The organism is Planococcus sp. TJ-301 (assembly GCF_058268475.1).
Map to the genome: position 1 here is coordinate 172,535 of NZ_JBZDOH010000004.1, position 22,222 is coordinate 194,756.

Sequence of the window (22,222 nt, forward strand, 5' to 3'; positions counted from 1 at the left end):
AATGGAGGGTTTTATATGTATTTTATCGACCGCAATAAGATAACGGAAACAGTGGGGTATATGAATTCGTTGCTTGCTTTATACGAAGAGAAAAAAGAATGGCCATCTTTTACTGAGCAGCTCGCCCTTGAGCGATTAGCTAATAATGTCATCGAATCAATCATCGATGTGGGGAATTCCATGATCGACGGATTCATCATGCGCGACCCTGGCAGCTACGAGGACATCATCGATATTTTGACGGATGAAAAAGTGATTGATGCTGATATGGACCAGCCGTTAAAGACTGTAGTAGAAGTACGCAAAATGCTCGTGCGCGAGTTTATGAAAGCAGACCATCAAAAAATCCATTCCGTATTGGATAGCAATTTGCCGGCATTGAAAAAATTCGGTCCTAAAGTGGAACATTATTTAACGCACGAACTGGGTCCTGTGTCTGCATTTCTTCCGGAGGCCAACGATGAAAAGTTATAAAGCATATTGCCTGGACCTCGATGGAACCGTCTACCGCGGAACCGACGCGGTGCCGGCAGCGGCTTCATTCGTCAAACGGCTGCAGGGTAAAGGAATTGAACCGTTTTTTGTAACGAACAATGCCTCCATGACCCAAAAACAATTGAACGTAAAATTGCATCGTTTCGGAATAGACACCCTGGAATCACAAATCGTATCATCGGCAATAGCCGCAGCTAAATACATCAAACGCTGGTACCCGGGCCAAACGGTTTTTATGATCGGCTCGGATGGGCTTGAGCAAGCGCTTGATCAGGAAGGAATCGAGCGCGTAGAACAAGGGGCTGACATCGTCTTGATGGGGATTGATCCCGGAATCACGTACGGGAAATTGGCGCAAGCCTGCTTGGAAGTCCGCAAAGGCGCTGTCTTCTTGTCAACGAACAAAGACTTGGCCTTTCCTTCTGAAAGAGGATTTTTGCCAGGCAACGGGGCCTTTACAACACTCGTTTCAGCATCGACTGATGTTGACCCGGTGTATATCGGCAAACCCGAGCGCCATATGCTGGAAACGATTCTCCATGAATATGGATTCGAAAAGCACGAAATGGTGATGATCGGGGACAATTACGATACCGATATCCTGGCAGGCATCAATTATGGCATCGATACCATCCACGTTAATACCGGCGTAACGCCGACAGATAAAGTACTCGAAAAAGAGCATCAGCCGACTTACGCTCTTGAAAATCTTGATTTTTGGCGCATATAAAAAAGCCGCTGAAAAGCGGCTTTAAAACAACGGATTTTCTTCTATAAACTCATAGACCTTGTCTGTCAATTCTTCAGGAGTATCAGCTTCGACGATTTCGCCGTTTACCAAGGCATAAAGGCCTTCAGAACATTTTGTGCAATAGCTTAAACAGCCATATTCTAGAACGTCAAGATTCGGGTCGCGGTCCAGTTTTTCGAAAGACTGTTGTGCGCCATTGACGATATTGCTGATGCAAAATTCTACAATCGGTTTCATTTAGGTCACCTCACTACAACGAAATCCTACCTTTTTTTCAAGCGCTAGTCAATTATTTGATTTCGCTTAATGTATTGTGAAAGTCATCACAATCAGCTATACTCATATTTGAGAAATTATGCAGACAGTTAAATTACAAAGGAGATATTTATGCGAAAATTAGTCTTACTTGGAGGCGGATACGGCAATATGCGAATTTTGCTTCGCTTACTGCCGAACAACTTGCCGCTCGATACAGAAATCATTTTAATCGACCGGACCCCATTCCATAGCATGAAAACCGAATTTTATGCACTGGCTGCCGGTACGGCATCAGACCATGAAGTGCGCGTCGCTTTCCCGGAAAGCGACCGTTTGACGATCGTCAACGGCGAAATCACGGAAATCCTCTTGGACGAGAAAACCGTCTGCCTGGATAACGGCGAGCGCGTCCTCTATGACGACCTCGTCATCGGGTTGGGTTGCGAAGACAAATATCACAGCGTTCCGGGAGCTGACGAATTCACCTACAGCATCCAAACGATCGGCAAATCCCGCGAAACGTATAAAACCTTGCTGGGCTTGCCCGCTGGAGCGGTAGTCGGGGTTGTCGGAGCAGGACTCAGCGGGATTGAGTTGGCGAGCGAATTGCGTGAAAGCAGGCAGGATTTGAAGATCAAATTATTCGACCGGAGCCCGCGCATCCTGCGCGACTTTCCGGAACGTCTAAGCAATTTTGTGAAAAAATGGTTTGATAATAACAATGTTGACGTTGTTTCCAATTCCAACATCACGAAAGTCGAGCCGAAAATGCTTTACAATCACGAAGAAACGATTCCTGTGGATGCAGTAGTTTGGACTGCTGGCATCCAGCCGGTCAAGCCGGTGCGCGATTTGAACCTAATCTGCGACACCACAGGGCGCGTCCTGATCAATCAATACCATCAATTGCCGGAAGACGAGCACGTTTACGTCGTCGGCGATTGCGCGGCATTGCCGATGGCGCCTTCAGCGCAGCTCGCAGAAGAACAAGCCGAACAAATCGTTAAAATATTGAAAGCCGTCTGGAGAAATGAAGCGCTGCCGGAGAAAATGCCGGAAATCCAGCTAAAAGGCTTCCTTGGCTCACTCGGCAAAAAACAAGGCTTCGCTTATTTGGCCGATCGCACTGTGACTGGCCGCATCGCCCGATTGATGAAATCAGGCGTATTATGGATGTATAAATGGCATAACGGATAAGAATAAGAAAAAGCGCCCAAATTTTGGGCGCTTTTTGCATGCATTTATTCTGCTGCTGCAAATCCGTGCTTTTCCAGTTCTTTGTAGACTGGCTTCAATTGCACATAGCCTTCACCGACAACTTCGCCTTCCACAAGCACAAGTGGATAGAAAAATTCATCATCAAGGATGCGCTGGACATACTCTTTGCGGTGTTCTTCTGTCTGGGGTTTCTCAATATCGATATAGGTAATTGAAAATGGCTGTCCATCATATTTACGGGCTATGGCAGCCTGCAGCCATTCGTAGGTGTCTAAGGATGACGGCGCGTTTACACAGCTGGCGCAGATTACATCTGTTCCATATACTTCAATAGACAATTCTTTCGGCATTTTGGTAGACCTCCTGTGAATTCATTAGTGGCTTTTTCCTCTCAATCACATTATAATGATTATAATGAAAGGAGTCGATATAAATGACTGAAGCAATGATGGAAAGCCAAGTAATGGAAGTCCTAGATAAATTGCGTCCATTCCTTTTGCGTGACGGCGGTGACTGTGAATTGGTCGACATAGAAGATGGCATCGTAAAACTCCGTCTGCTTGGCGCATGCGGAAGCTGCCCGAGTTCGACAATTACATTAAAAGCGGGGATTGAACGTGCGCTGATGGAAGAAATTCCAGGCGTCGTTGAAGTAGAACAGGTATTTTAATGGAGAAAGGGCCTATGAGGCCCTTTTTTCTGTATATGGCATAAGCGCATTCGCTTGTAGTGGCTTGGCCGATATTGATATGATAAGAAGAAGGAGGGGATACGTATGACACAAGTTGTCGAAATAACTGAAGCAGCTTCTTTCCAAGTAAAAGAGATGATGCGCCATAACGGTGAAGAGGATTCGTTCCTTCGCGTCGCGGTCAATGGCGGCGGCTGTAGTGGCCTGACATATGGCATGGGTTTTGAAAAACAGGCGAGTTCTGAAGACGATCAATATGAACAGTATGGCATCCCGATTTTGATTGCGAAAAATGATGCGCCGATTCTGCAAGGCACTGTCGTTGATTATAAGCAATCATTGATGGGTGGGGGATTCACCATTGAAAACCCGAACGCCATCGCTTCGTGCGGCTGTGGGACATCTTTCCGCACGGCTACGAAAACAGGTACACCTGAAAACTGCTGATAGAAATGTGGCTAGCAGCCTTCTTCGCAATTTTAACTGCGAAGAAGGCTTTTTTGTATTTATGGATATTGGAGCCCAAGCTTGGACAGCGAAATTTCAAAAGATGGCGGAAGCTTGACGGTCTGTTGATGCAAGGGAGCCGACTGGGCAATCTGCAGTTGAAATAGGGTTGTAAAAGGTCTAATATAAGGTATAGGAGTTTGTATGAATTTATAGGACTCATCCAAATAAGTTATTCCGTTTTAAAATTCGATTTGAAGGTGGTTGCGATTTCATTGAAAAGACCGTCAATATTAGTATTGGGAGCAGGTTACGGTGGTTTGACTACTGTAGTGAATCTGCAAAAAGTTCTCGGCACAGATGCCGCGGACATTACATTGATCAACAAAAACGAATATCATTATGAAAGCACATGGCTGCATGAAGCTGCAGCTGGAACTTTGCTTTCTGACCAGGTCCGCTATGATATCAAAGATGTAATCGATAGCGTGAAAACGAAGTTCGTGCAAGCGACTGTTGAAGCAATCGACGTAACAGGCAAAAAAGTGACAACTGACAACGGCGTATTTTCCTACGACTACCTTGTCATTGCATTAGGATTCGAAGGGGAAACTTTCGGCATTCCTGGCCTTGATAAGTACGCTTTATCAATTGCCAACGTAAAAGCTGCCCGCTACATCCGTGAGCACATCGAATTCCAGTTCGCGAACTGGTCTACAGATGACGTGAAAGACGACAGCCGTTTGACAATTGTTGTCGGCGGAGCTGGCTTCACTGGCATCGAGTTCCTTGGTGAACTTGCGAACCGCGTACCAGAACTTTGCAAAGAGTTCGACGTACCCCGTGAAAAAGTGCGCGTTGTCTGCGTAGAAGCTGCACCGATGGTATTGCCAGGATTCGATCCTGAGCTTGTCAGCTATGCAGTAGGCAAACTAGAATCAAAAGGCATTGAATTCTCAATCGGCACACCAGTTGTCGAAGCGACTCCAGAAGGCGTAAACATCAAAAAAGGCGAAGATCATTTCGAATTCATCAAAGCCGGCACTGTTGTATGGGCTGCTGGAATCCGCGGCAACAGATTGATTGAAGAGTCAGGCATTGAAAACATGCGTGCGCGCGTTAAAGTCGACAAAGATCTTACAGTTCCAGGCTCTGATGATGTATTCGTCATCGGCGACTGCGCATTGATGATCAATGAAGAAACAAACCGTCCGTACCCGCCAACTGCACAGATTGCAATGCAGCAAGGGGAAGCGACTGCGAAGAACATTGCAGAAATGATCAAAGACGGCGAAACAACAGAATTCGTCCCTGATTTAAAAGGTACTGTTTGTTCATTGGGCGATGACGATGCAATCGGCGTAGTCTTCGGCAAAAAAGTAACAGGCAAACGTGCTTCATTCATGAAGAAAATGATTGATAACCGTGCACTTTACATGGTAGGCGGCGCATCATTGGTCATGAAAAAAGGTAAATTCAACGTATTGAAATAAGCTGAAGCTCCCGTAAATGGGAGCTTTTTTTGTTAAAGGGGTTTTATTGGCATGTCAAAACACAAAAGAGGCAATGTCTGGCTCGGTGCCGCCGGCCTGGTCATCAATTCGAATAAAGAGTGGCTTGTCGTAAAGAAGAGATACGGTGGGCTGCATGGCAAATGGTCGCTCCCGGCAGGGTTTGTGGAGCCGCGAGAAACCGTGGACCAGGCTGCTTTAAGAGAAGTGAAAGAAGAAACAGGCATCAGTTGCCGCCTGATGGGAATGGTCGGCTTTCGGAGCGGCGTTATCCGCGAAGAAATAAGCGATAACATGGCGATCTTTCTGCTGCAGCCGATAGATGAAAGCGAAAGCATCACAGTCCAAGCAGCCGAACTGTATGAAGCGGCTTGGATGACGCCGGCTTCGCTCGCTGAAGAAGGGCAGGCTTCTGTCATGCTTTATGAAATGGTCAACTACGTCCTGGAAGAAGGATTTGAATCCATTGAAGACGTTGATCCGGGTGACATTTTCGGCTATTCGACTTACAAATTATTTTTTAAAAAATAGAGAAAAACTATGGATAAAACGTGAATATGAAAGAAAAAAGGGGATGTATCCGTTTACATTCCTTTTTTTATACTTGCATAATGAATTGGACCATGTTATATTATCAGAATATTACAAACAAAACAGGAGGAGGTGTTTCGAATGAAGATATTTAAAAAATCTAAGCCCGGCAACCACTGCCCATATTGCGGAGGCAAAGGCTACTTCCAATTGAGATTGGGAGGTTCAGAAACGTGCTCCTGCTGTTCAGGATCTGGTAAAAAGTAAGGCTAAGCAAGCGTATGCGGGGATTCCCCGTGTACGCTTTTTAAATTTCTGCACGCTAAGCATCCATATTCGTGACAAACCGATGAACTCTGGTTCCGGACATTGAAAGCCGTTTCTATTTCGGGTAAACTGATGGAAGGAATATCGGAGGTTAGAAAAGATGGACACTTCATTTAGTATTGTACAATTGATGATTTCGGTTTTACTATTCTTTGTTATGTTTTTCGGCATTGGATTTTTGCTTAATATGCTCTTGAGAATGACTTGGCTGATGGCGATCGTTTATCCGATAGTCGTGCTGCTGATTATTGACGATGTCGGCTTTTTCGATTATTTCACAAATCCAAGCAAATCATTCACCATGCTCGGCAACACATTGATGTCGCTAACAGCAACAGATATCGCGGTTTTATCCGCAGGTATGGCAGGAGCAATCACGTCAGGCATTGTCATGAAAGTCCTGCGTAAAATGGGCTATCAAATGTTTTAAAGTTTTAAAAAGCAAAAGCGCCGACCCAATTGGGTTGGCGCTTTTATTATGTTGGTACCTTTTCATTGCGCTTCAACGTACTTTCATGTCTCGAAGCTAGCGCAGCGATGCAGAGACAGGCGGACGCTTTCCGCGCGGGCACGGCCTCAGCCGCTTCACTCACTGCGTTCGCTCCAGGGTCTTCGACTCGCGTCGCTCTGTCGCTTTGCTCCGTCACTGCTCCCTCTGGAGTCGCCGCCTTCCACTTCATTCAAAGGTCTTTCTTATTAGCGAACTACCTCTTTGGATAAAGAATTTAAAAGTTACAAAGTTTACAGTTTCTAGCTAATTCCTCGATATGGAGCAAAACAGCGGAGACGCCTGCGGGAAAGCGAGACAGCCGAGATCCCGCAGGGAGCGAAGCGACTGAGGAGGCTTGGCGCTCGCCCGCGGCAAGCGCAGCTGTTTTGCGGAATATCGTTAAATAACATCTAGCTGTTCTTTACTGAACCAAACCATGTATCGCAAATGCGATCGCGATGCCGGTCAATGCGCCCATGAATACTTCGCTTGGCTTGTGGCCGAGAAGCGTCTTGAGCTCTTTGATTTTTTCCTCTTCCGCTTTCTGGGACCAGCTTCTCGTTTCATTCATGAACAAGTGCAGATCCTGTCGCAGCTTGTTGATGGTCAACGCGTGCTGGCCAGCTTGGAAGCGGACGCCTGTCGCATCGTACATCGTAATCACCGCAAACATCGTCGCAATTGCAAAGATGGTTGAATCCACGCCATGCTGAATGCCGACGGAAGTGGTGAGGGAAGTGACGGCTGCGGAATGTGAGCTCGGCATGCCTCCTGTTGAAGTGAAGAGGCTCCAATTGAGTTCCCGCGTTACTGCGTAGTGAATGGGGATTTTTACAAATTGGGCAAAAAGGATAGCGAATAAAGCAATCATCAGCGGAAGATTTGAGAAAAATTCCATCCAGTACACAACCTTTCCTAATCCATTAATGCTTTCAGTATATCATAATTGCCTTTTTCTCTTAATGGAAAATATTTCGTTTTACGAACGACTAGCCCTACCAAATTAATGCTACACTTGAATGGAAAACAACATAAAGGGGGATTTAAAATGGAGTTTAAAATAGTAAATGATGCTGCAGCGTGTGAAGCGGATATTTTAGTGGTGGGATTGACCCGCCATCCGGAAAATACGAAAAACTGGCAAGGTTTTTCTGAACGGTTCAATGGCAAACTGGAGGACTGGACCAAGCAGGGTCTTTCCTTCGATTTGAATTCCATAGTCGCTTATCCAACATTGTCTGGTTCGATTCAACGGGTTTTATTCGTTGGATTGGATGACCGAAAAAAATTGACAGAAGACATTGTTCGTACGGCATTTGCACTCGCTGGAAAAGAGTTGGCGAAGAAAAAAATCCGTCACGCGGCTGTGTATTTGGACTCGTTTCAAAATGATGCAGTGAATGCTGAGAACGCCGCTTATTTGGCAGCAGAGGGCATTACGATGGGGACTTATAGCTTTGATGATTACAAAACGTCATCAAACGAAGCGGACGTGGAAGTGGAAATGCTGTCGTTCTTAACGGACGGCAATGAAGAAGAAGTGTCAGCTTCTGCTTTTATTGGACACGTTTTTGGCCAATCGGTCAACGAAGCGCGGACATTGGTCAATATGCCTGGCAATTTGTTGACGGCGACAATGCTTGCGGACTACGCCAAAGAACTTGGAGACACATATGGCTTCGAAACAGAAATCTTGGGCAAAGCAGAGATGGAAGAGCTGGGGATGGGTGCTATCCTTGCTGTCAATCAGGGTTCTGTCGAAGAGCCGAGGCTTATCGTCTTGAAATACAAAGCGACAGACGGGTTCGATGATCCGCTTGCGCTTGTCGGAAAAGGAATCACGTTCGATACCGGCGGTTACTCGTTGAAGCCGAAAGATGGCATTGTCGGCATGAAAGGCGATATGGGGGGAGCCGCAGCTGTGCTTGGCGCGATGAAAATCATCGGTGAATTGCAGCCAGAAAAAAACGTGGTTGCTGTGATCGCTTCGACCGATAATATGGTTTCAGGGAATGCGTTCAAACCGGATGATGTTATTACATCACTCAGCGGCAAGACAATTGAAATCCTCAACACCGATGCAGAAGGGCGCCTGGTGCTAGCGGATTCCGTGACGTATGCCAAGCAGCTTGGCGCTACAAAAATCATCGATGTGGCAACGTTGACCGGCGGTGTCATCGTGGCGCTCGGCAACGACAAAACAGGGGCATTGTCGAATGATGACGAATTTTTCGACGCGTTCATGGATGCAGCAAAAGAGACAGGTGAATTTGTCTGGCGCTTGCCGTTGACAGAAAGCGACAAAAAACGCATTCGCAAAAGCGATGTAGCCGATTTGAACAACTCGCCAGGCCGCGATGGCCACATGATTTTTGGAGGAGGCTTTGTCGGGGAATTCACGGAAGGGACGCCGTGGATCCATTTGGACATCGCTGGCACTTCCCACGCAGCTTCAGCACATGACCTTGGACCGCAGGGCGGAACAGGCGCAATGGTCCGGACACTAGCGATGCTTGTTGAGAAAATGGCTGAACAGCAATAAACAAAAAAAGAGTTGGCAAGCGATTTTCGCTTGCCAACTCTTTTTTTGTTTATTTAACGTCTTTCGGTTTCTCCCGCAATACTTTCATATCATCTCGCACCGTTTCTTTAGCCAACTCAGTGCCTGACATATAGGCAGCACGGCCGATTAAATGGCCGGAGACTGGGGACGTGATGAAAAGGAAAGCGATGGCGATGATCAATTGGGGATTAAAATGGTCTTCAATCAGCAAAAAATGGAGAAAGGTTCCTGTCAGTATGCCCAAAACGCCAAGTGTTGCACTCTTAGAAGCCGCATGGGTCCGAGTGTAGACATCAGGGAGCCTGATAAGCCCCAAGGCTGTAACGACGCTGAAAATGACTCCTACGCTAATGGAGATGACGATTAATGAATTAACGATTAGGTTTTCGATCGAAAATCACACCTCTCTCAATAAACTTCGCAAATGCCACCGTCCCAATAAAAGCAAGGATGCTCAGCAAAAGAATAATTGCAAGGAAGAACTCGGTTTCTAAAATAAGTGACAGGAGCGCGATGATGGAGACAAGCGCAACGCCTAACGCGTCTAGTGCGACAATACGGTCAGCAATGCTTGGCCCTTTAATCAGCCTGAACAGCAGCCCGACAAAAGCGACACTGATTATAAGCAAGGAAACCCAGTAAAATGTCATCATGAGCGGCTCACCTCCAAGATTGCGCGTTCAAATGTATTTTTTATCGAAGACACGGCGTCGTCGATATCTTCAAAATCGATGGCATGGATGTATAACTTTTTCTGGTCATCAGATATGCCGAGAACGAGCGTACCTGGCGTTAATGTAATCAAAGCAGCAAGCAAGGTGATTTCCCAATCTTGTTCCAATTCGGTCTCCAGCTCGAAAATTGCTGGCTTGATGTCCAAGCGCGGCTGGATAACCAATTTGAACACTGCAAAACTCGACAGTACCAATTCTTTTAGGAACAGGAAGAAGAGGGATATGACTGCCCAGATTCGATGGAGGTAAAGCCTGCTTGAGAAAAACCTGCGCATCATGACAACGAGCAGGAGGCCAACCAAATAACCGATGGTGAAACCGGCGGGAGTAAAATTGTCCGTTATGAACATCCAGACGCCGGCCAGGAAAAAATTCAACAATATTTGCAGGGACATGGTCTTCTACTCCTTTAATACCGCATCTATATAGATGGATGGATTTAATAGAACTTCTCCTGCACCTTGAAACAGCGGCATGAACATTTCAGCACCGGCTCCAAGTACGACAGTAATGATTACAAGGACGACTGTCGGTATTAGCATTCTGCGGTAAGTTGTTTTCTCCAGAGGCATTGTTCCTTTAGGTTCGCCCCAGAATGCATAGATAAAGATTCGCATAGCACTTAGCAGCACCAGCAGGCTGGTCGCTAAAATGACGATGCTGCCCCAGAAATGGGGGCCTTCAAAACCGCCTTGGACAATCAACAATTTGCCAGGGAATCCACTGAGCGGCGGAATGCCTGCCAAACCAAATGCGGCAATCAGGTAGACCCAGCCCAGGAATGGATAGGTTTTCATTAAACCTCCCATTTCCCGAAGGTTGGTCGTGCCGAAAATGACCGCTACGATGCCGACAAGGAAGAACAGCGCGGCTTTGATGAGCATGTCATGGACTAGGTAGAAAATCGATCCATTGATGCCTGCCTCATTCAATTGGGATACGCCAAACAAGATGACGCCGACAGCGATGATGATATTGTAGATAATGATTTTCTTCACATCGAAATACGCGAGAGCTCCGACACAGCCGGCGAGTATAGTCAAAATCGAGATAATCGCCAGCAGTTCGTGCGTGAATCCGGTATTCATGATGAAAAATAAGGTGTATGTACGCATGATCGCATAGACGCCGACTTTCGTCAGCAATGCGCCAAATAAAGCCAATATCGGCGTAGGCGGAGCGTAATAAGAGCCCGGCAGCCAGAAGTAAAGCGGAAAAATGGATGCTTTAAATCCGAAGACCACTAAAAACATGACGGCAATCAAGGTTAAAATGCCCGTGGATTCGATTTGCGGTATTTTGACTGCCAAGTCGGCCATGTTCAGCGTGCCAGTAACTGAATACAAATACGCGACTGCTGCTACAAACAATGCAGAAGAAATGATGTTCACTAGCAAATACTTGATGCTTTCCCGCAATTGCGGTTTTTCGCCGCCGTGGACAATCAGCATGTAAGAAGACATCAACAGAACTTCAACGAAAACGAATAAGTTGAAAATATCTCCTGTCGTGAACGCGCCATTGACGCCGACCAGCAAGAACATTACAGCCGGGTAGTAGAATGAACGTTCACGCGCCACGCCGATTGTCGGGATGCTGTATAAAATCACAAACAAGGTAATTAAGCTTGCACTGAGCACTAGCAGCACAGAAAGCAGATCGGATACCATGGAAATTCCGAATGGTGCCGGCCAGCTTCCTAATGTAATGGCTTGGACGCCGTTATTTTGGACTTTTACCAATAATACGATAGCTGCGATTAAGGTAGCCGCCGCACCAGCAACTGCCGTGGACCGCTGCAATGAAACATTTTTTGGGAAGAACATCAAAACGATTGCAAACAACAAGGGGATAATGATGGGGAAAAGAAGCAAATTACTCATAATCTTCAGTTCCTCTCATCAAGTTCATATTGTCTGTGCCAAGTTCCTGGTATGCGCGGTAAGCAAGCACCAGAAAGAATGATGTCACTGCAAACGAAATGACGATTGCAGTCAAAATCAAGGCTTGGGGCAGGGGATCGGCATAATCCGATACGCTGACGCCATCCGCCACGACCGGCGGAGCCAATCCACCAAGTCCGCCCATCGTCAACAGCAGCAAATGGGCTCCGTGGCTCAAGAGTCCGGTGCCGATAATAATGCGGATCAAGCTTTTAGAAAGCATTAAGTAAACAGCTGCCATGAACAGAAAACCGATGACAACCGACATGATAACTTCCATTATTCATCCTCTCCAATCGTTTGAATAATGGTCATCGTAACTCCGACAACAACCAAATAAACTCCTAAATCGAACAACGCGGCAGAATGCAGCGATGTTTTGCCGAATAGCGGCAGATCAAAATAATCATAAGCGTGAGTGAAAAAAGGAACATCAAATATGATTGACGCGCCGGCTGTGCCAAGTGCAATCAGCAAGCCGATCGCAATCATGGCAACGTAATTGAGCGGAAGAATCTTTTTCACAGTATCCAGATCAAACGCCAACATCAGCAAGACGACAGCGCTTGCTGTCAGCAGGCCGCCGACAAAACCGCCGCCTGGCGTATAATGCCCGGCGAAGAATATATGGACTGCAAACAGAAGGATGATGAAAATGACAACCTTCGTAGCCGTTTGCAGCATAACATCATTTGTTTTCATGGTGGCCCTCCTTTTTGCTCAATCGGAGCTTAATCATTGTAATGATTCCGATTCCAGCAATACCGAGAACGGCAATTTCAAATAAAGTATCAAATCCACGGTAGTCAACGAGTATGACGTTGACAATATTTCCGCCTCCGGCTTCCGTGTAAACTGTTTCTTTGTAGAACTCGGAAATGGAAGGAAGGAGCTTCTGTGAATGCGCTGATAACGCAACCAATGTCATTGTAACGCCGACTCCGAGAGCGATTATCGCATTTCCGACTTTAAAGCTGATGCGTTCCTCTTTTTTGCTTTTGATTGGCAAGTGGTAAAACGCCAGCAAGAACAACGCCACGGAAATGGTTTCGATGACCAATTGTGTCAGCGCCAAATCCGGTGCACGGAATATGACAAAGAACAGCGCGACGGAGTACCCTACCGCACCTAAAGCGACAATAGCGGTCAGTCTCGACTTCGCTGCAATCGTCGTGATTGTTGCGGCAACCAGAGCAATGGCGATAAAGATTTCATACAGGCCAATCGGCGCCAAATTGCTGGTATCGAAAACAAATGCATCAACCAAATACAGCGTGCTGAGCATGATCAATACGAAGAAACCGAACATATAAGCCAGGTACGAACGGATAAAGCCTGTCATGTAAATGGCGGAAAAGCGCTTGGCACCGTTGTCACTCAGATACATCATAAAATCGTACAGGCTGTTAAGCGAAAAAGTTTCCGGCATTTTGTCATAGACAGGTTGCCATTTCCGCAGCAGCCAGAACAACAGGCCGCCGACAGCGAAAATGCCGAGCGTCATAAACAATTCAGTGTTAAAGCCGTGCCACGCGGAAACATGGACATCCACTTGATCCGGCGAGCTGTAAAGGAATGGTTGAATTGCCAACACTGCCGGTTTGACGATCCAGTCGCCGACAACATTTGGAATAAAGAATATCGCGATAACAAGCACTGCCAGGATTGCTGGGGGGATGAGCATACCGATAGGTGCTTCGTGCGCAGGCTTCGGCAACTCTTCCGGCTTGTGTTTTCCTGTGAAAGTGTAAAGCACGAAATACAAACTATAAACAAACGTGAAGACACTGCCGACCCAAGCGATGACAGGGAACAACAAGCCCCAGACATCCATCGAGAACAGTTCGAACTCGGTAATGGCGAGCATCGCAGTCAAGAACGTCTCCTTGCTCAGGAAACCGCCGAACAACGGAACGCCGGCCATCGACAGCGAGCCGATCATGGCAATCGTGAAGGAAATCGGCATCAGGCTCATCAAGCCGCCCAATTTGCGGATATCGCGCGTCCCTGTTTCGTGGTCGACGATTCCAGCAACCATGAACAGACTGCCTTTAAACACTGCGTGGTTGACCAAATGGAATATGGCGGCGAATGCCGCATATTTAAACACTGTGCCAGCCGCGTCTTCTACATGGAATCCCATTGCGGAAGCACCGAGCAAGCTCATGATCAAACCCAATTGCGAAACGGTTGAAAACGCCAGAATCCCTTTCAGGTCTTTTTGGTTAAGGGCAAAGATTGATCCCCAAATCATCGTAAACAACCCGACACCGGTGACAAGCCAAACCCAAAGACCGGAAGCGGCGAAAATCGGCGTAAAACGCGCTACCAGATAAAGACCGGCTTTTACCATCGTCGCCGAATGCAAGTACGCGCTTACAGGAGTAGGCGCTTCCATGGCATCCGGAAGCCAGATATAGAATGGGAATTGTGCAGATTTCGTAAAGGCACCAAGCAAGATGAGCACGAGCGCCCATAAAAAGAACTCATGCTGCACAAGGTCCGGTGCTTGAGCGATAAGCTCGCGGATTGAATAAGTATTGCCCATGATGCTGAGAAGCACAAAGCCTCCAAGCATCATCAAGCCGCCGAAGACGGTGATCATCATTGACTTTAAAGCCCCGAAGCGTGAACGGTCGCGTGTATACCAATAACCGATCAGCAGGAATGAGGAAATGGAGGTAAGTTCCCAGAAAAGGTACAACGTAATCATATGGTCGGATTGGACGACTCCGAGCATCGCGGTCATGAAAATCAATAAGTAAACGTAAAAATTATGTAATTGCTCGCGGTTCTTATCCAAATAAAAGATTGAATATAAAACGACCAGCGCACCGATCCCTGTTATCAACAAAGAAAACAGAAGGCTCAATCCATCCAGATATGCGATGAATGCAATATCCAAGGAAGGGATCCATTGAAATTCTGAAGTGAAAGTTCCGCCTTCCATCGTTCGTGGAAGGTAAGAAGCGTAATAGGTGAATAAAATCACGGGAACAATCAAGACAAACCAGCCCGTATGGACGCGGCTAAGTTTTTTGAACAGCAGCGGAATCAGCAGGGCTGCGAGTATAGGTAAAAAAATTAAAAACACGAGTGACAAATGAATCCTCCTTTCAAGCGGTTACATGATGGGTTTCTAGAGAAATTATAACGTACATCCAATAAATTTGCACCGTTCGGCATTTGCTGCACGGCTGTTGCTGCAAGGATTTCCCGCTTAATGAAATAGGAAGAAACTCAAATAAAGAAATTGAAAATCACAGTCGAATTTAGTCGAACTTCACATTTTCCTACACAGATTAACAATCGTATACGGTTTTATTCCGGAATGAAAAAAACAGATTTCCTATTGGAAATCTGCTACATCATGTGGATTTTAATTCCTGCTCAAGAAGGACGTCTTCAAAATCTTGTTCCGGTTTGGCGGTCGTGTATTTTAAGAAGATAAACGAAATCAAGAATAACGAGCCGGTAACGATAAAGACAGCAGGGATTCCGATAAATCCGCTGACGACGCCACCGAACATCGGGCCGATGATATTTCCTAAAAAGCGGAAGCTGGTATTGTAGCCCATAACTTCTCCTTGGATCTCGATAGGCGCTTCGCGTCTCATCAATGCGGTTGTCGTCGGAATCATTCCGCCGACGGCAATCCCGAACAAGAGCCGGAGAATCATCAATTGCCAAAGCTCCGTGACAAAAGCTTGCGGAATGATGAACACGAATGCGAGGATCAGCAGGAAGGTCAGGACTTTTTCGTAGCCGATCTGATCACCAAGCCTTCCCCAGCGCCGTGCGAATAAAAGATTGCCGACGCCTGTCGCGCTGAAAGTGATGCCGGCAAGCAAGGCGACTTGTGTGCTGTCGGTCAGATGAGCGACATAAAGCGACAGCAACGGCTGGATGCTAAAGTTGCCAATCTGGATCAACGCGGTGATGATCATGACATTGAACAGCAATCGATGGTGGAAGATGCCTTGGATAATGGTTTTGCGTGCATAAACGTGTGCATCCTTATGCTTCACGCGCTTCACTTCTTTAAGGCCAACCATGACAATAAACGCCGCTAGCGCAATGACGCCGGATGTAATAAGGAAGGTATACGTAAAGCCGAATGTATCGGCCATCAATCCGCCGATTACCGGTCCGAATAGGGTCCCGGATACGCTGCCCATCTGCAGCGTGCCGAGCGTTTTGCCGGCCGTTTCCTTCGAAGTCTGAGAACTGACAAAGGCCAAGGAAGTCGGGATAAAGCCCGTCACCACGCCCATGAACAAACGGATGAAGAATAATTCATGGACCGAATCGGCAGTCCCCATTAAGAAAATACTTGTGGCAATCCCAAAACAATTGATAATGAGGATCGGCTTATAACCATATTTATCAGCAATCCGTCCCCAAATGGGTGACATGAAAAGTGCGGCGACAAAAGTGACGCCAAATACGAGGCCTGCCCAACGCTGGACATATTCCTCGGAAAAATTCCCGAGCGATTCGATATACAGCGAAAGAAAAGGCATGATCATGGTAGTACTTCCGGCTACCAGGAAATTGGAAATGATAATAATAAGGAAGTTCTTTTTTTGTCTTTCCATCCGGAGTCCCTTCTTTCTGATCCGTGAACCTGCTCCTATTATATAGTATTTCGCTACACGAAAAAAGAGCTGGGAATTACATGCCTATTCCAAATATTATATGATAAAATGTGATGGGGTGAACGATATGAAAATGAAATTGACAGCAGCAATTATGCTGGCTGGCTTTTTGGCCGCTTGCGGCACAGAAGAACAGCAAGCACAGCCAGAAAAGGCAGAAACTGAAACAACCGAACAGAACCAAGCGGCAGAACCGGCAAGCGCGGATATCTACCCGCAGCTATCCGATGAAGTCGCAGACAACGAAGAGTTGGTAGCAATGGAAACGTCGATGGGAACAATCAAAATAAAATTATTCCCGGACTACGCGCCAAAAGCGGTTGAAAACTTTTTGAGCCACGCGGAAGAAGGCTATTACGATGGTTTATTATTCCACCGTGTCATTGAAGACTTTATGCTGCAAAGCGGTGACCCGACAGGCACTGGCGGCGGCGGAGAAAGCATTTACGGCGAATCGTTCGAAGATGAATTCAGTGACAACTTATTGAACCTACGGGGCGCTTTGTCGATGGCGAACGCGGGTCCCGGAACGAACGGCAGCCAGTTCTTCATCGTGCAAGCAAAGGAAGCTCCTGCTGATAGCGTCTCTTCAGACCGACCGGATGGAGTGAAGCAAGCGTACTCCGATATGGGCGGAACGCCGTGGCTTGACGGCAAACACACTGTTTTCGGCCAAGTCATCGAAGGCATGGACGTGGTTGACGCTATCGCGGCAGTCGAAAAAGTACAGGACCGTCCGGTTGAAGATGTCACGATCACTTCAATTGACGTGCTATCCAAATAACTTTGCAATGACTCAAAGCAGCCGACACATGATTAAGGGAAGAGTTCAGGACATAGGCTCTTCTCTTTTTTTGCTTATGTGCTATTATGGCTGTTAATACTATGGAAATGTAAGGTGAAAACAAATGGGAATGAGTGAAATGAACAGAAGAGCCGCGAGAGTCTTGGGGGAATGGGATCCTTATTCAATTGGCGAGGATTTGTACAATACGGAAATTGTGGAAGTTGTAGCCCAATTGCATGTGCTCGACGATCCATCCGATTTAGCGAAACAAATTCAAAGCATCTACCAATTCACATTCGATAAATGGATTCCTCTAGAACATTGCGTCGCCATTTCCTATAAGTTGCTGGCTTTAAAATACGAAGCGAAGTGCATTATCTAATAAAAAAAGCTTTCGGCTAATTAGCCGAAAGCTTTTTTTATTGAGCTGCTTCTACACCGTCCAGCAAATTGGATGCTGGCACTTCAAGTGCATTTGAAAGTTTCAAGATGGTCTGTGTAGATGGCACTTCTTCACCGGATTCATAAGCTTGGAGCCTAGCGACGCCGATTCGTGCTTTCAACGCTAATTCGTCTAGCGACAAATGGCGTTCTTCACGAAGGAACTTTAACTGTGTGTGCAAATCTTTCTTCATATAAATACACTCCTTTGCAAAATGTTGCATGTAATTAAGTGAAGTATACCATAAACTGCCTGTTGGAGTAGATGGGATTTATGGCAGTTTAGGAACAAATAGGTGCTTAGAAAATGGATAGGATTCCTTGGATAAAGACGACGATAATGGCTACAGGAGCAACGTAGCGCACTAATGCGCGCCATACTTGGAACCAAACTGTCTGCCCAGGCAATTCTGTTTCAGCTTCGTGCTTTTTCAATACATAGCCGGCAAAAAGGGCAGTGAATAATGCGCCAATCGGCAAGCCGATCCGGCTAGTCAAAATATCCATGAAATCGAAGAATGTATAGCCGAACATGAACGGCTGCGACATAAGACCAAACGACAAAGCGCTAGGTATGCCGAAAAGGAAAATGACCAATCCGTAAAGCCATGCTACGCGGACGCGGCGATCGAATTTATTTTTTACGATGATTGAAACGCCGATTTCAAGCATGGAGATAGATGAAGTCAACGTGGCGAATAGCATGAGCACGAAGAAAATGATCATCAGCAAACCGCCCATGAATAATTGGTCGAAAATGGCCGGAAGGATGATAAAGACCAATCCAGGCCCTTGATCCGGTGTATAGCCAAGTGCGAAAACGGCTGGGAAAATGATAAGTCCGGCCATGATGGAAATAAGGATGTTCAATCCGGCAACGCTGACAGCGGAACGGGAGAGATTCTCGGATTTCGACAAATACGATGCATAAGTCATCATACCCGCAACACCGACACTCAAGGAGAAGAAAGCTTGCCCGAGCGCAATTAAAGCGGTTTTGAAATTAAAAAACGACCAATCCGGCACGAACATGAATTTGACGCCTTCCATGGCGCCGTCCAATGTCAATGAACGAACCATCAAGATGACTAGGAAAATTAACAGTCCTGGCATCATGATTTTGCTGGCGCGTTCGATGCCGCCCTTGATGCCGCCTTGGACAATCCAAATTGTCAGCAACATGAAAGCTGCTTGCGCAAGGATAACTTCTAGCGGATTTCCGATGATGCCACCGAATAATTCAGCGAAATCAGCGTCGCCCAGATTCGATAACTGGAACAATAATGAGCGGCCAAGATAAGAAAGAATCCAGCCCCCGACTACACTGTAGAAAGATAAGATGATAAAAGAGAAAAAGAGTCCAGACCAACCGATTAAAAACCATGGTTTTCCTGGTGCCTGTTTTTTTAATGCGCTGACAGGATCTGCCTGTCCGCGTCTACCGATGACGAATTCAGCCAGCAAGATCGGCAAGCCGATTGCCAAAGTGCTGATGATAAAGAGCAAGATAAAGACACTGCCGCCATTTGCACCGGTTTCATAAGGGAACTTCCAAATTGCCCCTAAGCCGATTGCACTTCCCGCTGCTGCGAGGATAAAGCCGAGCTTTGATGTCCATTGATCACGTTTCTGCATTTTCTCACTCCTAAACTATTTGGATTTTTTAATTCTACACGACCCTTCTATAAAAAAATAGAGACAATTTAAAGCAAGGGCATATTATTGTGTATAATAATTAAATAAAGGAAGAAGATTGAATATTTACGCAAAAGAGGTGGCTTTTAAAATGGATGCCAAGCAACAGGTGAGTCAGATTCGAAATGAGCGAGAACAGACGACATCGGAATGGACAACGCGATTGCTAGGACAAGTCATGCGTTTCGGCTTTCAAAATGGCGTGCCTAAAGACAAAATAAATGCATTCCAGCAAGCGGTTTACAAGGATTTTTCTTCAACGGCATTGGATATACAAGAAGAGAGGGACGTTCAATTATATAAAGCGGCAATTTCGAACCTACATCCATTTACTAGAGGTATAGAAGCTTCGGAAGAAATATTCCGCTTTCCTGAAGACCGGGAAACTCACAAAGCAATCTTGGAGTTGGATGCGCCGGAGCGTATTGTGTTGACTCTGCATTATTTGCAGGGTAAACGGCTGCAGGACATCAGCAGAATAATAGGGTGCTCGGAACTGCAGACACAGGAAAGCATGCGGGCCGGATTGCTGCAATTACAAGAGAGGCTGGACGTATCGGATACTGCAACAGCTGAAAAACGCCTTGAATTTGCCACGAAGTCTTACAGCCGCATCGAGTTCAGCTTTGCGGAAAATGAGGAGGCGGAAGAAAAAAATCCGCAGCTTGCTGAAACTGTCCCGATGCCGGCGCCAGTTTCCAAACGCAGCAAAGTGCTCCTCGCCACAGCCGGGCTGTTTTTGGCAGGGGTCATCGGCACTTCTTTTATAATGGACAACGCTAAACCGAATTTGCCACTGACAGCAGCTGAAGCGGCAAATGAAAATCAGATCACCGTTGAAATGCTCGAAGGCTGGAAGAAGCAGTACAATGAAATCCGGGAGTCATCTCCAAAACGGCTCGGCATTAATGAAAAAACATACACCCAGTTAGAATACGTAAAAAAAGCGGATGAGCAAATGGAGCGCTTGTTGAGCAATCAAAATGCCGAAAAAATGAAAAATGAGCAAAAAAAGATGCAGCGGCAAGTGGACGAGTTGATGTTGCAGATAGAAACGCCAAAAAAGATGGTGCTGCTTTTTAGCGACGCATTCTTATCGAGCGCTGAAACGCAGAAATTCCTGGTTAATTATGCGCTGAAGTCTAAAGAATTGATGATGCTGTCGGAAGAGGTTTTGCTAGCGAACGATATGGAACTTGCGAAAGTTGAGGTTAACGGCGAATTGTCTGCTGAAAAATTGCTTGCAGGGCGCAGCGAATACTCGGCAGATGTCCAAAACCTGCTTGACTCCCTTGGCGAACGCGGCTTGACGATTATCAAGCATCCGTTGGAAGAGCGTTTTATCATGCGGAGGGATACAGAAGCGCTGCATGCGAGCCGCTTGCTCAGTGTCGATTACGAAGCAATCAATTACGTTGGACTATTGATGGAGGAACCATATTTTGATGAAAGGGGACTTATGCAGCCGCTCGGCCACATGCCGTATGTTCTTACCTCACTTGAAGGCCCTTTGCTCGAAGCCATGGATTCTTCCCCTTTATACCAGGATTTCGAATTAATTTTTCAGCAAGCTTTTTTTCTGACGCTGAAAGGCGGGGAAGGGCAATCGATATTTGACAGGAAAGGAATTGTAAAAGAAGAGTATCAAGATGCATGGAAGCAGTTGGCGCAGCAAGCCGGCAATCCGTTGATTTATGTGATGATGCCGATTGTGGAAGAAATGGAAGCGAGCGGTTGGACGAGTTCTGAGAGTTATGATGCGCTCAGCCATGACACCATCATGGAAGCAATGGAAATGGAAAGAGCCGGCAAGCTTGCAGCTAAATTGCCGAATGGCGAAGTTGCAATCGAACAGGAAATCATTCAATTGGACCAGCATGATTACACATCGATTGACAAGCTTTACAAGTCATTTTCAGCGCAGCACGACCTGGAATTACTGAAGAATGTTCCGCCGCTTGATGTGATGCTGCTTTTCCAGCATGCCAATTCTCGCGGAGACGCTGTAACGATGTGGCATCTGCTGTCGGAGGAATCGAAACCGGAGCTCGCTGAATACAAGCGAGTATGGCGCCAGCAACGCGACTTCAAAGATTACATCAGGTGGATTGAAGTGAGTGAAGATCAAATTACACGGGTAGGAGCCAGCCTCTTTTTGTATCCGGTTTTTGGTCCGAAAGAAGAAACAAGCTACCTGACATTTACGCCAGGCCTTATCATGGACGGTAATGCAACATGGCTTGTACAAAATCATCTGTATGAAGACTATGACTTGAGTGAAAAAGAATCGCCTTATATAAAAAACGTGGATGGTTTGTACAATGAATTCAAAGGGAACTTAGACGAAAAAGTGCTGGATAAAGCTTCACCAGGTGAAATCGGCGGGTTGCTTTTGAAAGCCTACGAAGAAAAAAACTTGGATATGCTCGCTGCGCTTTTCGAAGAAGAGGCGCAAGGCATGGATAATCTTATAATGCAGCTCGAAGGAAGGGGCGTTCCGGCATTTTCTGCGGCGATGAACGTTGCTTTTTACAGCGATCCATTTTACAACAATGGCGGCAGAGAAAATGGAACCTTCCAATTCGAAGGTTCAAGCGAAGGCGCCGACATGAACATCAGCCAATTAACAATGGTCAAAACCCCATCAGGCTGGCGTTTTGGAGACTTGAATATGTATTGATT

General features: G+C 46.3%; 27 protein-coding genes. 13 read left to right on the plus strand and 14 right to left on the minus strand.

What is annotated here, in order from left to right; all coding sequences use genetic code 11:
• The first annotated feature begins 15 nt into the window (after nt 1–15).
• Together AC4EHJ_RS15620 and AC4EHJ_RS15625 are read left to right on the plus strand one after the other, a co-directional pair.
• Nucleotides 16–474, plus strand: a complete 459-nt coding sequence (locus AC4EHJ_RS15620) for a DUF86 domain-containing protein (RefSeq protein ID WP_490976531.1) — start codon at nt 16–18, stop codon at nt 472–474.
• Nucleotides 461–1,225, plus strand: a complete 765-nt coding sequence (locus AC4EHJ_RS15625; RefSeq protein WP_490976532.1) for a TIGR01457 family HAD-type hydrolase — start codon at nt 461–463, stop codon at nt 1,223–1,225. The genes AC4EHJ_RS15620 and AC4EHJ_RS15625 overlap by 14 nt, the downstream gene beginning before the upstream one ends.
• A 21-nt stretch (nt 1,226–1,246) precedes the next feature.
• Here the strand turns inward: AC4EHJ_RS15625 and AC4EHJ_RS15630 are convergent, their stop codons facing one another.
• Nucleotides 1,247–1,483, minus strand: a complete 237-nt coding sequence (locus tag AC4EHJ_RS15630; RefSeq protein ID WP_490976533.1) for a YuzB family protein — start codon at nt 1,481–1,483, stop codon at nt 1,247–1,249.
• A 150-nt stretch (nt 1,484–1,633) separates the two neighbouring features.
• Here AC4EHJ_RS15630 and AC4EHJ_RS15635 point away from each other — a divergent pair, with 150 nt between their 5' ends.
• Nucleotides 1,634–2,701: an NAD(P)/FAD-dependent oxidoreductase gene (locus tag AC4EHJ_RS15635; RefSeq protein WP_490976534.1), complete on the plus strand. Its 1,068-nt coding sequence runs from the start codon at nt 1,634–1,636 to the stop codon at nt 2,699–2,701.
• A gap of 44 nt (nt 2,702–2,745) precedes the next feature.
• On the opposite strand, the gene AC4EHJ_RS15640 is transcribed toward AC4EHJ_RS15635, so the two are convergent.
• Nucleotides 2,746–3,072, minus strand: coding sequence for a YuzD family protein (locus AC4EHJ_RS15640; protein ID WP_490976535.1), 327 nt, complete (start codon nt 3,070–3,072; stop codon nt 2,746–2,748).
• Between the two features lie 83 nt (nt 3,073–3,155).
• Between AC4EHJ_RS15640 and AC4EHJ_RS15645 the strand changes: the two genes are divergently transcribed.
• From AC4EHJ_RS15645 to AC4EHJ_RS15670, 6 genes are all read left to right on the plus strand, one after another.
• The gene (locus tag AC4EHJ_RS15645) at nt 3,156–3,392 is read left to right on the plus strand and encodes a NifU family protein (protein ID WP_300992117.1); all 237 of its coding nucleotides are present in this window, start codon (nt 3,156–3,158) and stop codon (nt 3,390–3,392) included.
• A gap of 105 nt (nt 3,393–3,497) precedes the next feature.
• Entirely contained in the window at nt 3,498–3,860 is a 363-nt protein-coding gene (locus AC4EHJ_RS15650; protein ID WP_490976536.1) for a HesB/IscA family protein, read from the plus strand.
• A gap of 275 nt (nt 3,861–4,135) precedes the next feature.
• Nucleotides 4,136–5,353: an NAD(P)/FAD-dependent oxidoreductase gene (locus AC4EHJ_RS15655; protein ID WP_490976537.1), complete on the plus strand. Its 1,218-nt coding sequence runs from the start codon at nt 4,136–4,138 to the stop codon at nt 5,351–5,353.
• A 51-nt stretch (nt 5,354–5,404) separates the two neighbouring features.
• Nucleotides 5,405–5,902: an NUDIX domain-containing protein gene (locus tag AC4EHJ_RS15660; protein WP_490976538.1), complete on the plus strand. Its 498-nt coding sequence runs from the start codon at nt 5,405–5,407 to the stop codon at nt 5,900–5,902.
• Between the two features lie 141 nt (nt 5,903–6,043).
• Nucleotides 6,044–6,169: a YuiA family protein gene (locus tag AC4EHJ_RS15665; protein WP_290213185.1), complete on the plus strand. Its 126-nt coding sequence runs from the start codon at nt 6,044–6,046 to the stop codon at nt 6,167–6,169.
• A 160-nt stretch (nt 6,170–6,329) separates the two neighbouring features.
• Entirely contained in the window at nt 6,330–6,659 is a 330-nt protein-coding gene (locus AC4EHJ_RS15670) for a YuiB family protein (protein ID WP_490976539.1), read from the plus strand.
• Nucleotides 6,660–6,705: 46 nt separating this feature from the next.
• On the opposite strand, the gene AC4EHJ_RS15675 is transcribed toward AC4EHJ_RS15670, so the two are convergent.
• Both AC4EHJ_RS15675 and AC4EHJ_RS15680 read right to left on the minus strand, forming a co-directional pair.
• On the minus strand, nt 6,706–6,909 hold the full coding sequence (locus AC4EHJ_RS15675) for a hypothetical protein (RefSeq protein ID WP_490976540.1): 204 nt from the start codon (nt 6,907–6,909) through the stop codon (nt 6,706–6,708).
• A gap of 231 nt (nt 6,910–7,140) precedes the next feature.
• A complete protein-coding gene (locus AC4EHJ_RS15680) occupies nt 7,141–7,617 on the minus strand; it encodes a divergent PAP2 family protein (protein WP_490976541.1) in 477 nt (158 codons plus the stop codon).
• 150 nt (nt 7,618–7,767) lie between these two features.
• Between AC4EHJ_RS15680 and AC4EHJ_RS15685 the strand changes: the two genes are divergently transcribed.
• Nucleotides 7,768–9,261 carry a leucyl aminopeptidase gene (locus AC4EHJ_RS15685; protein WP_490976542.1) on the plus strand — a complete coding sequence of 498 codons (1,494 nt, stop codon included), beginning with the start codon at nt 7,768–7,770 and terminating at the stop codon, nt 9,259–9,261.
• Nucleotides 9,262–9,310: 49 nt separating this feature from the next.
• On the opposite strand, the gene mnhG is transcribed toward AC4EHJ_RS15685, so the two are convergent.
• The 8 genes from mnhG to AC4EHJ_RS15725 form a co-directional block, all read right to left on the minus strand.
• Complete coding sequence (mnhG, locus tag AC4EHJ_RS15690) at nt 9,311–9,673, minus strand: monovalent cation/H(+) antiporter subunit G (RefSeq protein WP_490976570.1); 363 nt, start codon at nt 9,671–9,673, stop codon at nt 9,311–9,313.
• Complete coding sequence (locus AC4EHJ_RS15695) at nt 9,654–9,935, minus strand: Na(+)/H(+) antiporter subunit F1 (protein ID WP_490976543.1); 282 nt, start codon at nt 9,933–9,935, stop codon at nt 9,654–9,656. The genes mnhG and AC4EHJ_RS15695 overlap by 20 nt, the downstream gene beginning before the upstream one ends.
• Nucleotides 9,932–10,411 carry a Na+/H+ antiporter subunit E gene (locus AC4EHJ_RS15700; protein WP_490976544.1) on the minus strand — a complete coding sequence of 160 codons (480 nt, stop codon included), beginning with the start codon at nt 10,409–10,411 and terminating at the stop codon, nt 9,932–9,934. Before AC4EHJ_RS15700 ends, AC4EHJ_RS15695 begins: the two co-directional genes overlap by 4 nt.
• A 6-nt stretch (nt 10,412–10,417) precedes the next feature.
• Nucleotides 10,418–11,899, minus strand: a complete 1,482-nt coding sequence (locus AC4EHJ_RS15705) for a Na+/H+ antiporter subunit D (protein ID WP_490976545.1) — start codon at nt 11,897–11,899, stop codon at nt 10,418–10,420.
• Entirely contained in the window at nt 11,892–12,239 is a 348-nt protein-coding gene (locus AC4EHJ_RS15710) for a Na(+)/H(+) antiporter subunit C (RefSeq protein WP_490976546.1), read from the minus strand. The genes AC4EHJ_RS15705 and AC4EHJ_RS15710 overlap by 8 nt, the downstream gene beginning before the upstream one ends.
• The gene (locus AC4EHJ_RS15715; protein ID WP_490976547.1) at nt 12,239–12,661 is read right to left on the minus strand and encodes a Na(+)/H(+) antiporter subunit B; all 423 of its coding nucleotides are present in this window, start codon (nt 12,659–12,661) and stop codon (nt 12,239–12,241) included. Before AC4EHJ_RS15715 ends, AC4EHJ_RS15710 begins: the two co-directional genes overlap by 1 nt.
• On the minus strand, nt 12,648–15,062 hold the full coding sequence (locus tag AC4EHJ_RS15720; RefSeq protein WP_490976548.1) for a Na+/H+ antiporter subunit A: 2,415 nt from the start codon (nt 15,060–15,062) through the stop codon (nt 12,648–12,650). The genes AC4EHJ_RS15715 and AC4EHJ_RS15720 overlap by 14 nt, the downstream gene beginning before the upstream one ends.
• A 265-nt stretch (nt 15,063–15,327) precedes the next feature.
• Entirely contained in the window at nt 15,328–16,557 is a 1,230-nt protein-coding gene (locus tag AC4EHJ_RS15725) for an MFS transporter (protein WP_490976549.1), read from the minus strand.
• Nucleotides 16,558–16,684: 127 nt separating this feature from the next.
• On the opposite strand from AC4EHJ_RS15725, the gene AC4EHJ_RS15730 reads away from it, so the two are divergent.
• Both AC4EHJ_RS15730 and AC4EHJ_RS15735 read left to right on the plus strand, forming a co-directional pair.
• Entirely contained in the window at nt 16,685–17,401 is a 717-nt protein-coding gene (locus tag AC4EHJ_RS15730) for a peptidylprolyl isomerase (RefSeq protein ID WP_490976550.1), read from the plus strand.
• A gap of 139 nt (nt 17,402–17,540) precedes the next feature.
• Nucleotides 17,541–17,786 carry a DUF1871 family protein gene (locus AC4EHJ_RS15735; protein ID WP_490976551.1) on the plus strand — a complete coding sequence of 82 codons (246 nt, stop codon included), beginning with the start codon at nt 17,541–17,543 and terminating at the stop codon, nt 17,784–17,786.
• Between the two features lie 37 nt (nt 17,787–17,823).
• Here the strand turns inward: AC4EHJ_RS15735 and AC4EHJ_RS15740 are convergent, their stop codons facing one another.
• Together AC4EHJ_RS15740 and AC4EHJ_RS15745 are read right to left on the minus strand one after the other, a co-directional pair.
• Nucleotides 17,824–18,039, minus strand: coding sequence for a helix-turn-helix domain-containing protein (locus tag AC4EHJ_RS15740; RefSeq protein WP_490976552.1), 216 nt, complete (start codon nt 18,037–18,039; stop codon nt 17,824–17,826).
• Between the two features lie 106 nt (nt 18,040–18,145).
• Complete coding sequence (locus AC4EHJ_RS15745) at nt 18,146–19,480, minus strand: sodium-dependent transporter (RefSeq protein WP_490976553.1); 1,335 nt, start codon at nt 19,478–19,480, stop codon at nt 18,146–18,148.
• A 151-nt stretch (nt 19,481–19,631) separates the two neighbouring features.
• Here AC4EHJ_RS15745 and AC4EHJ_RS15750 point away from each other — a divergent pair, with 151 nt between their 5' ends.
• Nucleotides 19,632–22,220, plus strand: coding sequence for an RNA polymerase sigma factor (locus tag AC4EHJ_RS15750; protein ID WP_490976554.1), 2,589 nt, complete (start codon nt 19,632–19,634; stop codon nt 22,218–22,220).
• Nucleotides 22,221–22,222 lie beyond the last annotated feature (2 nt).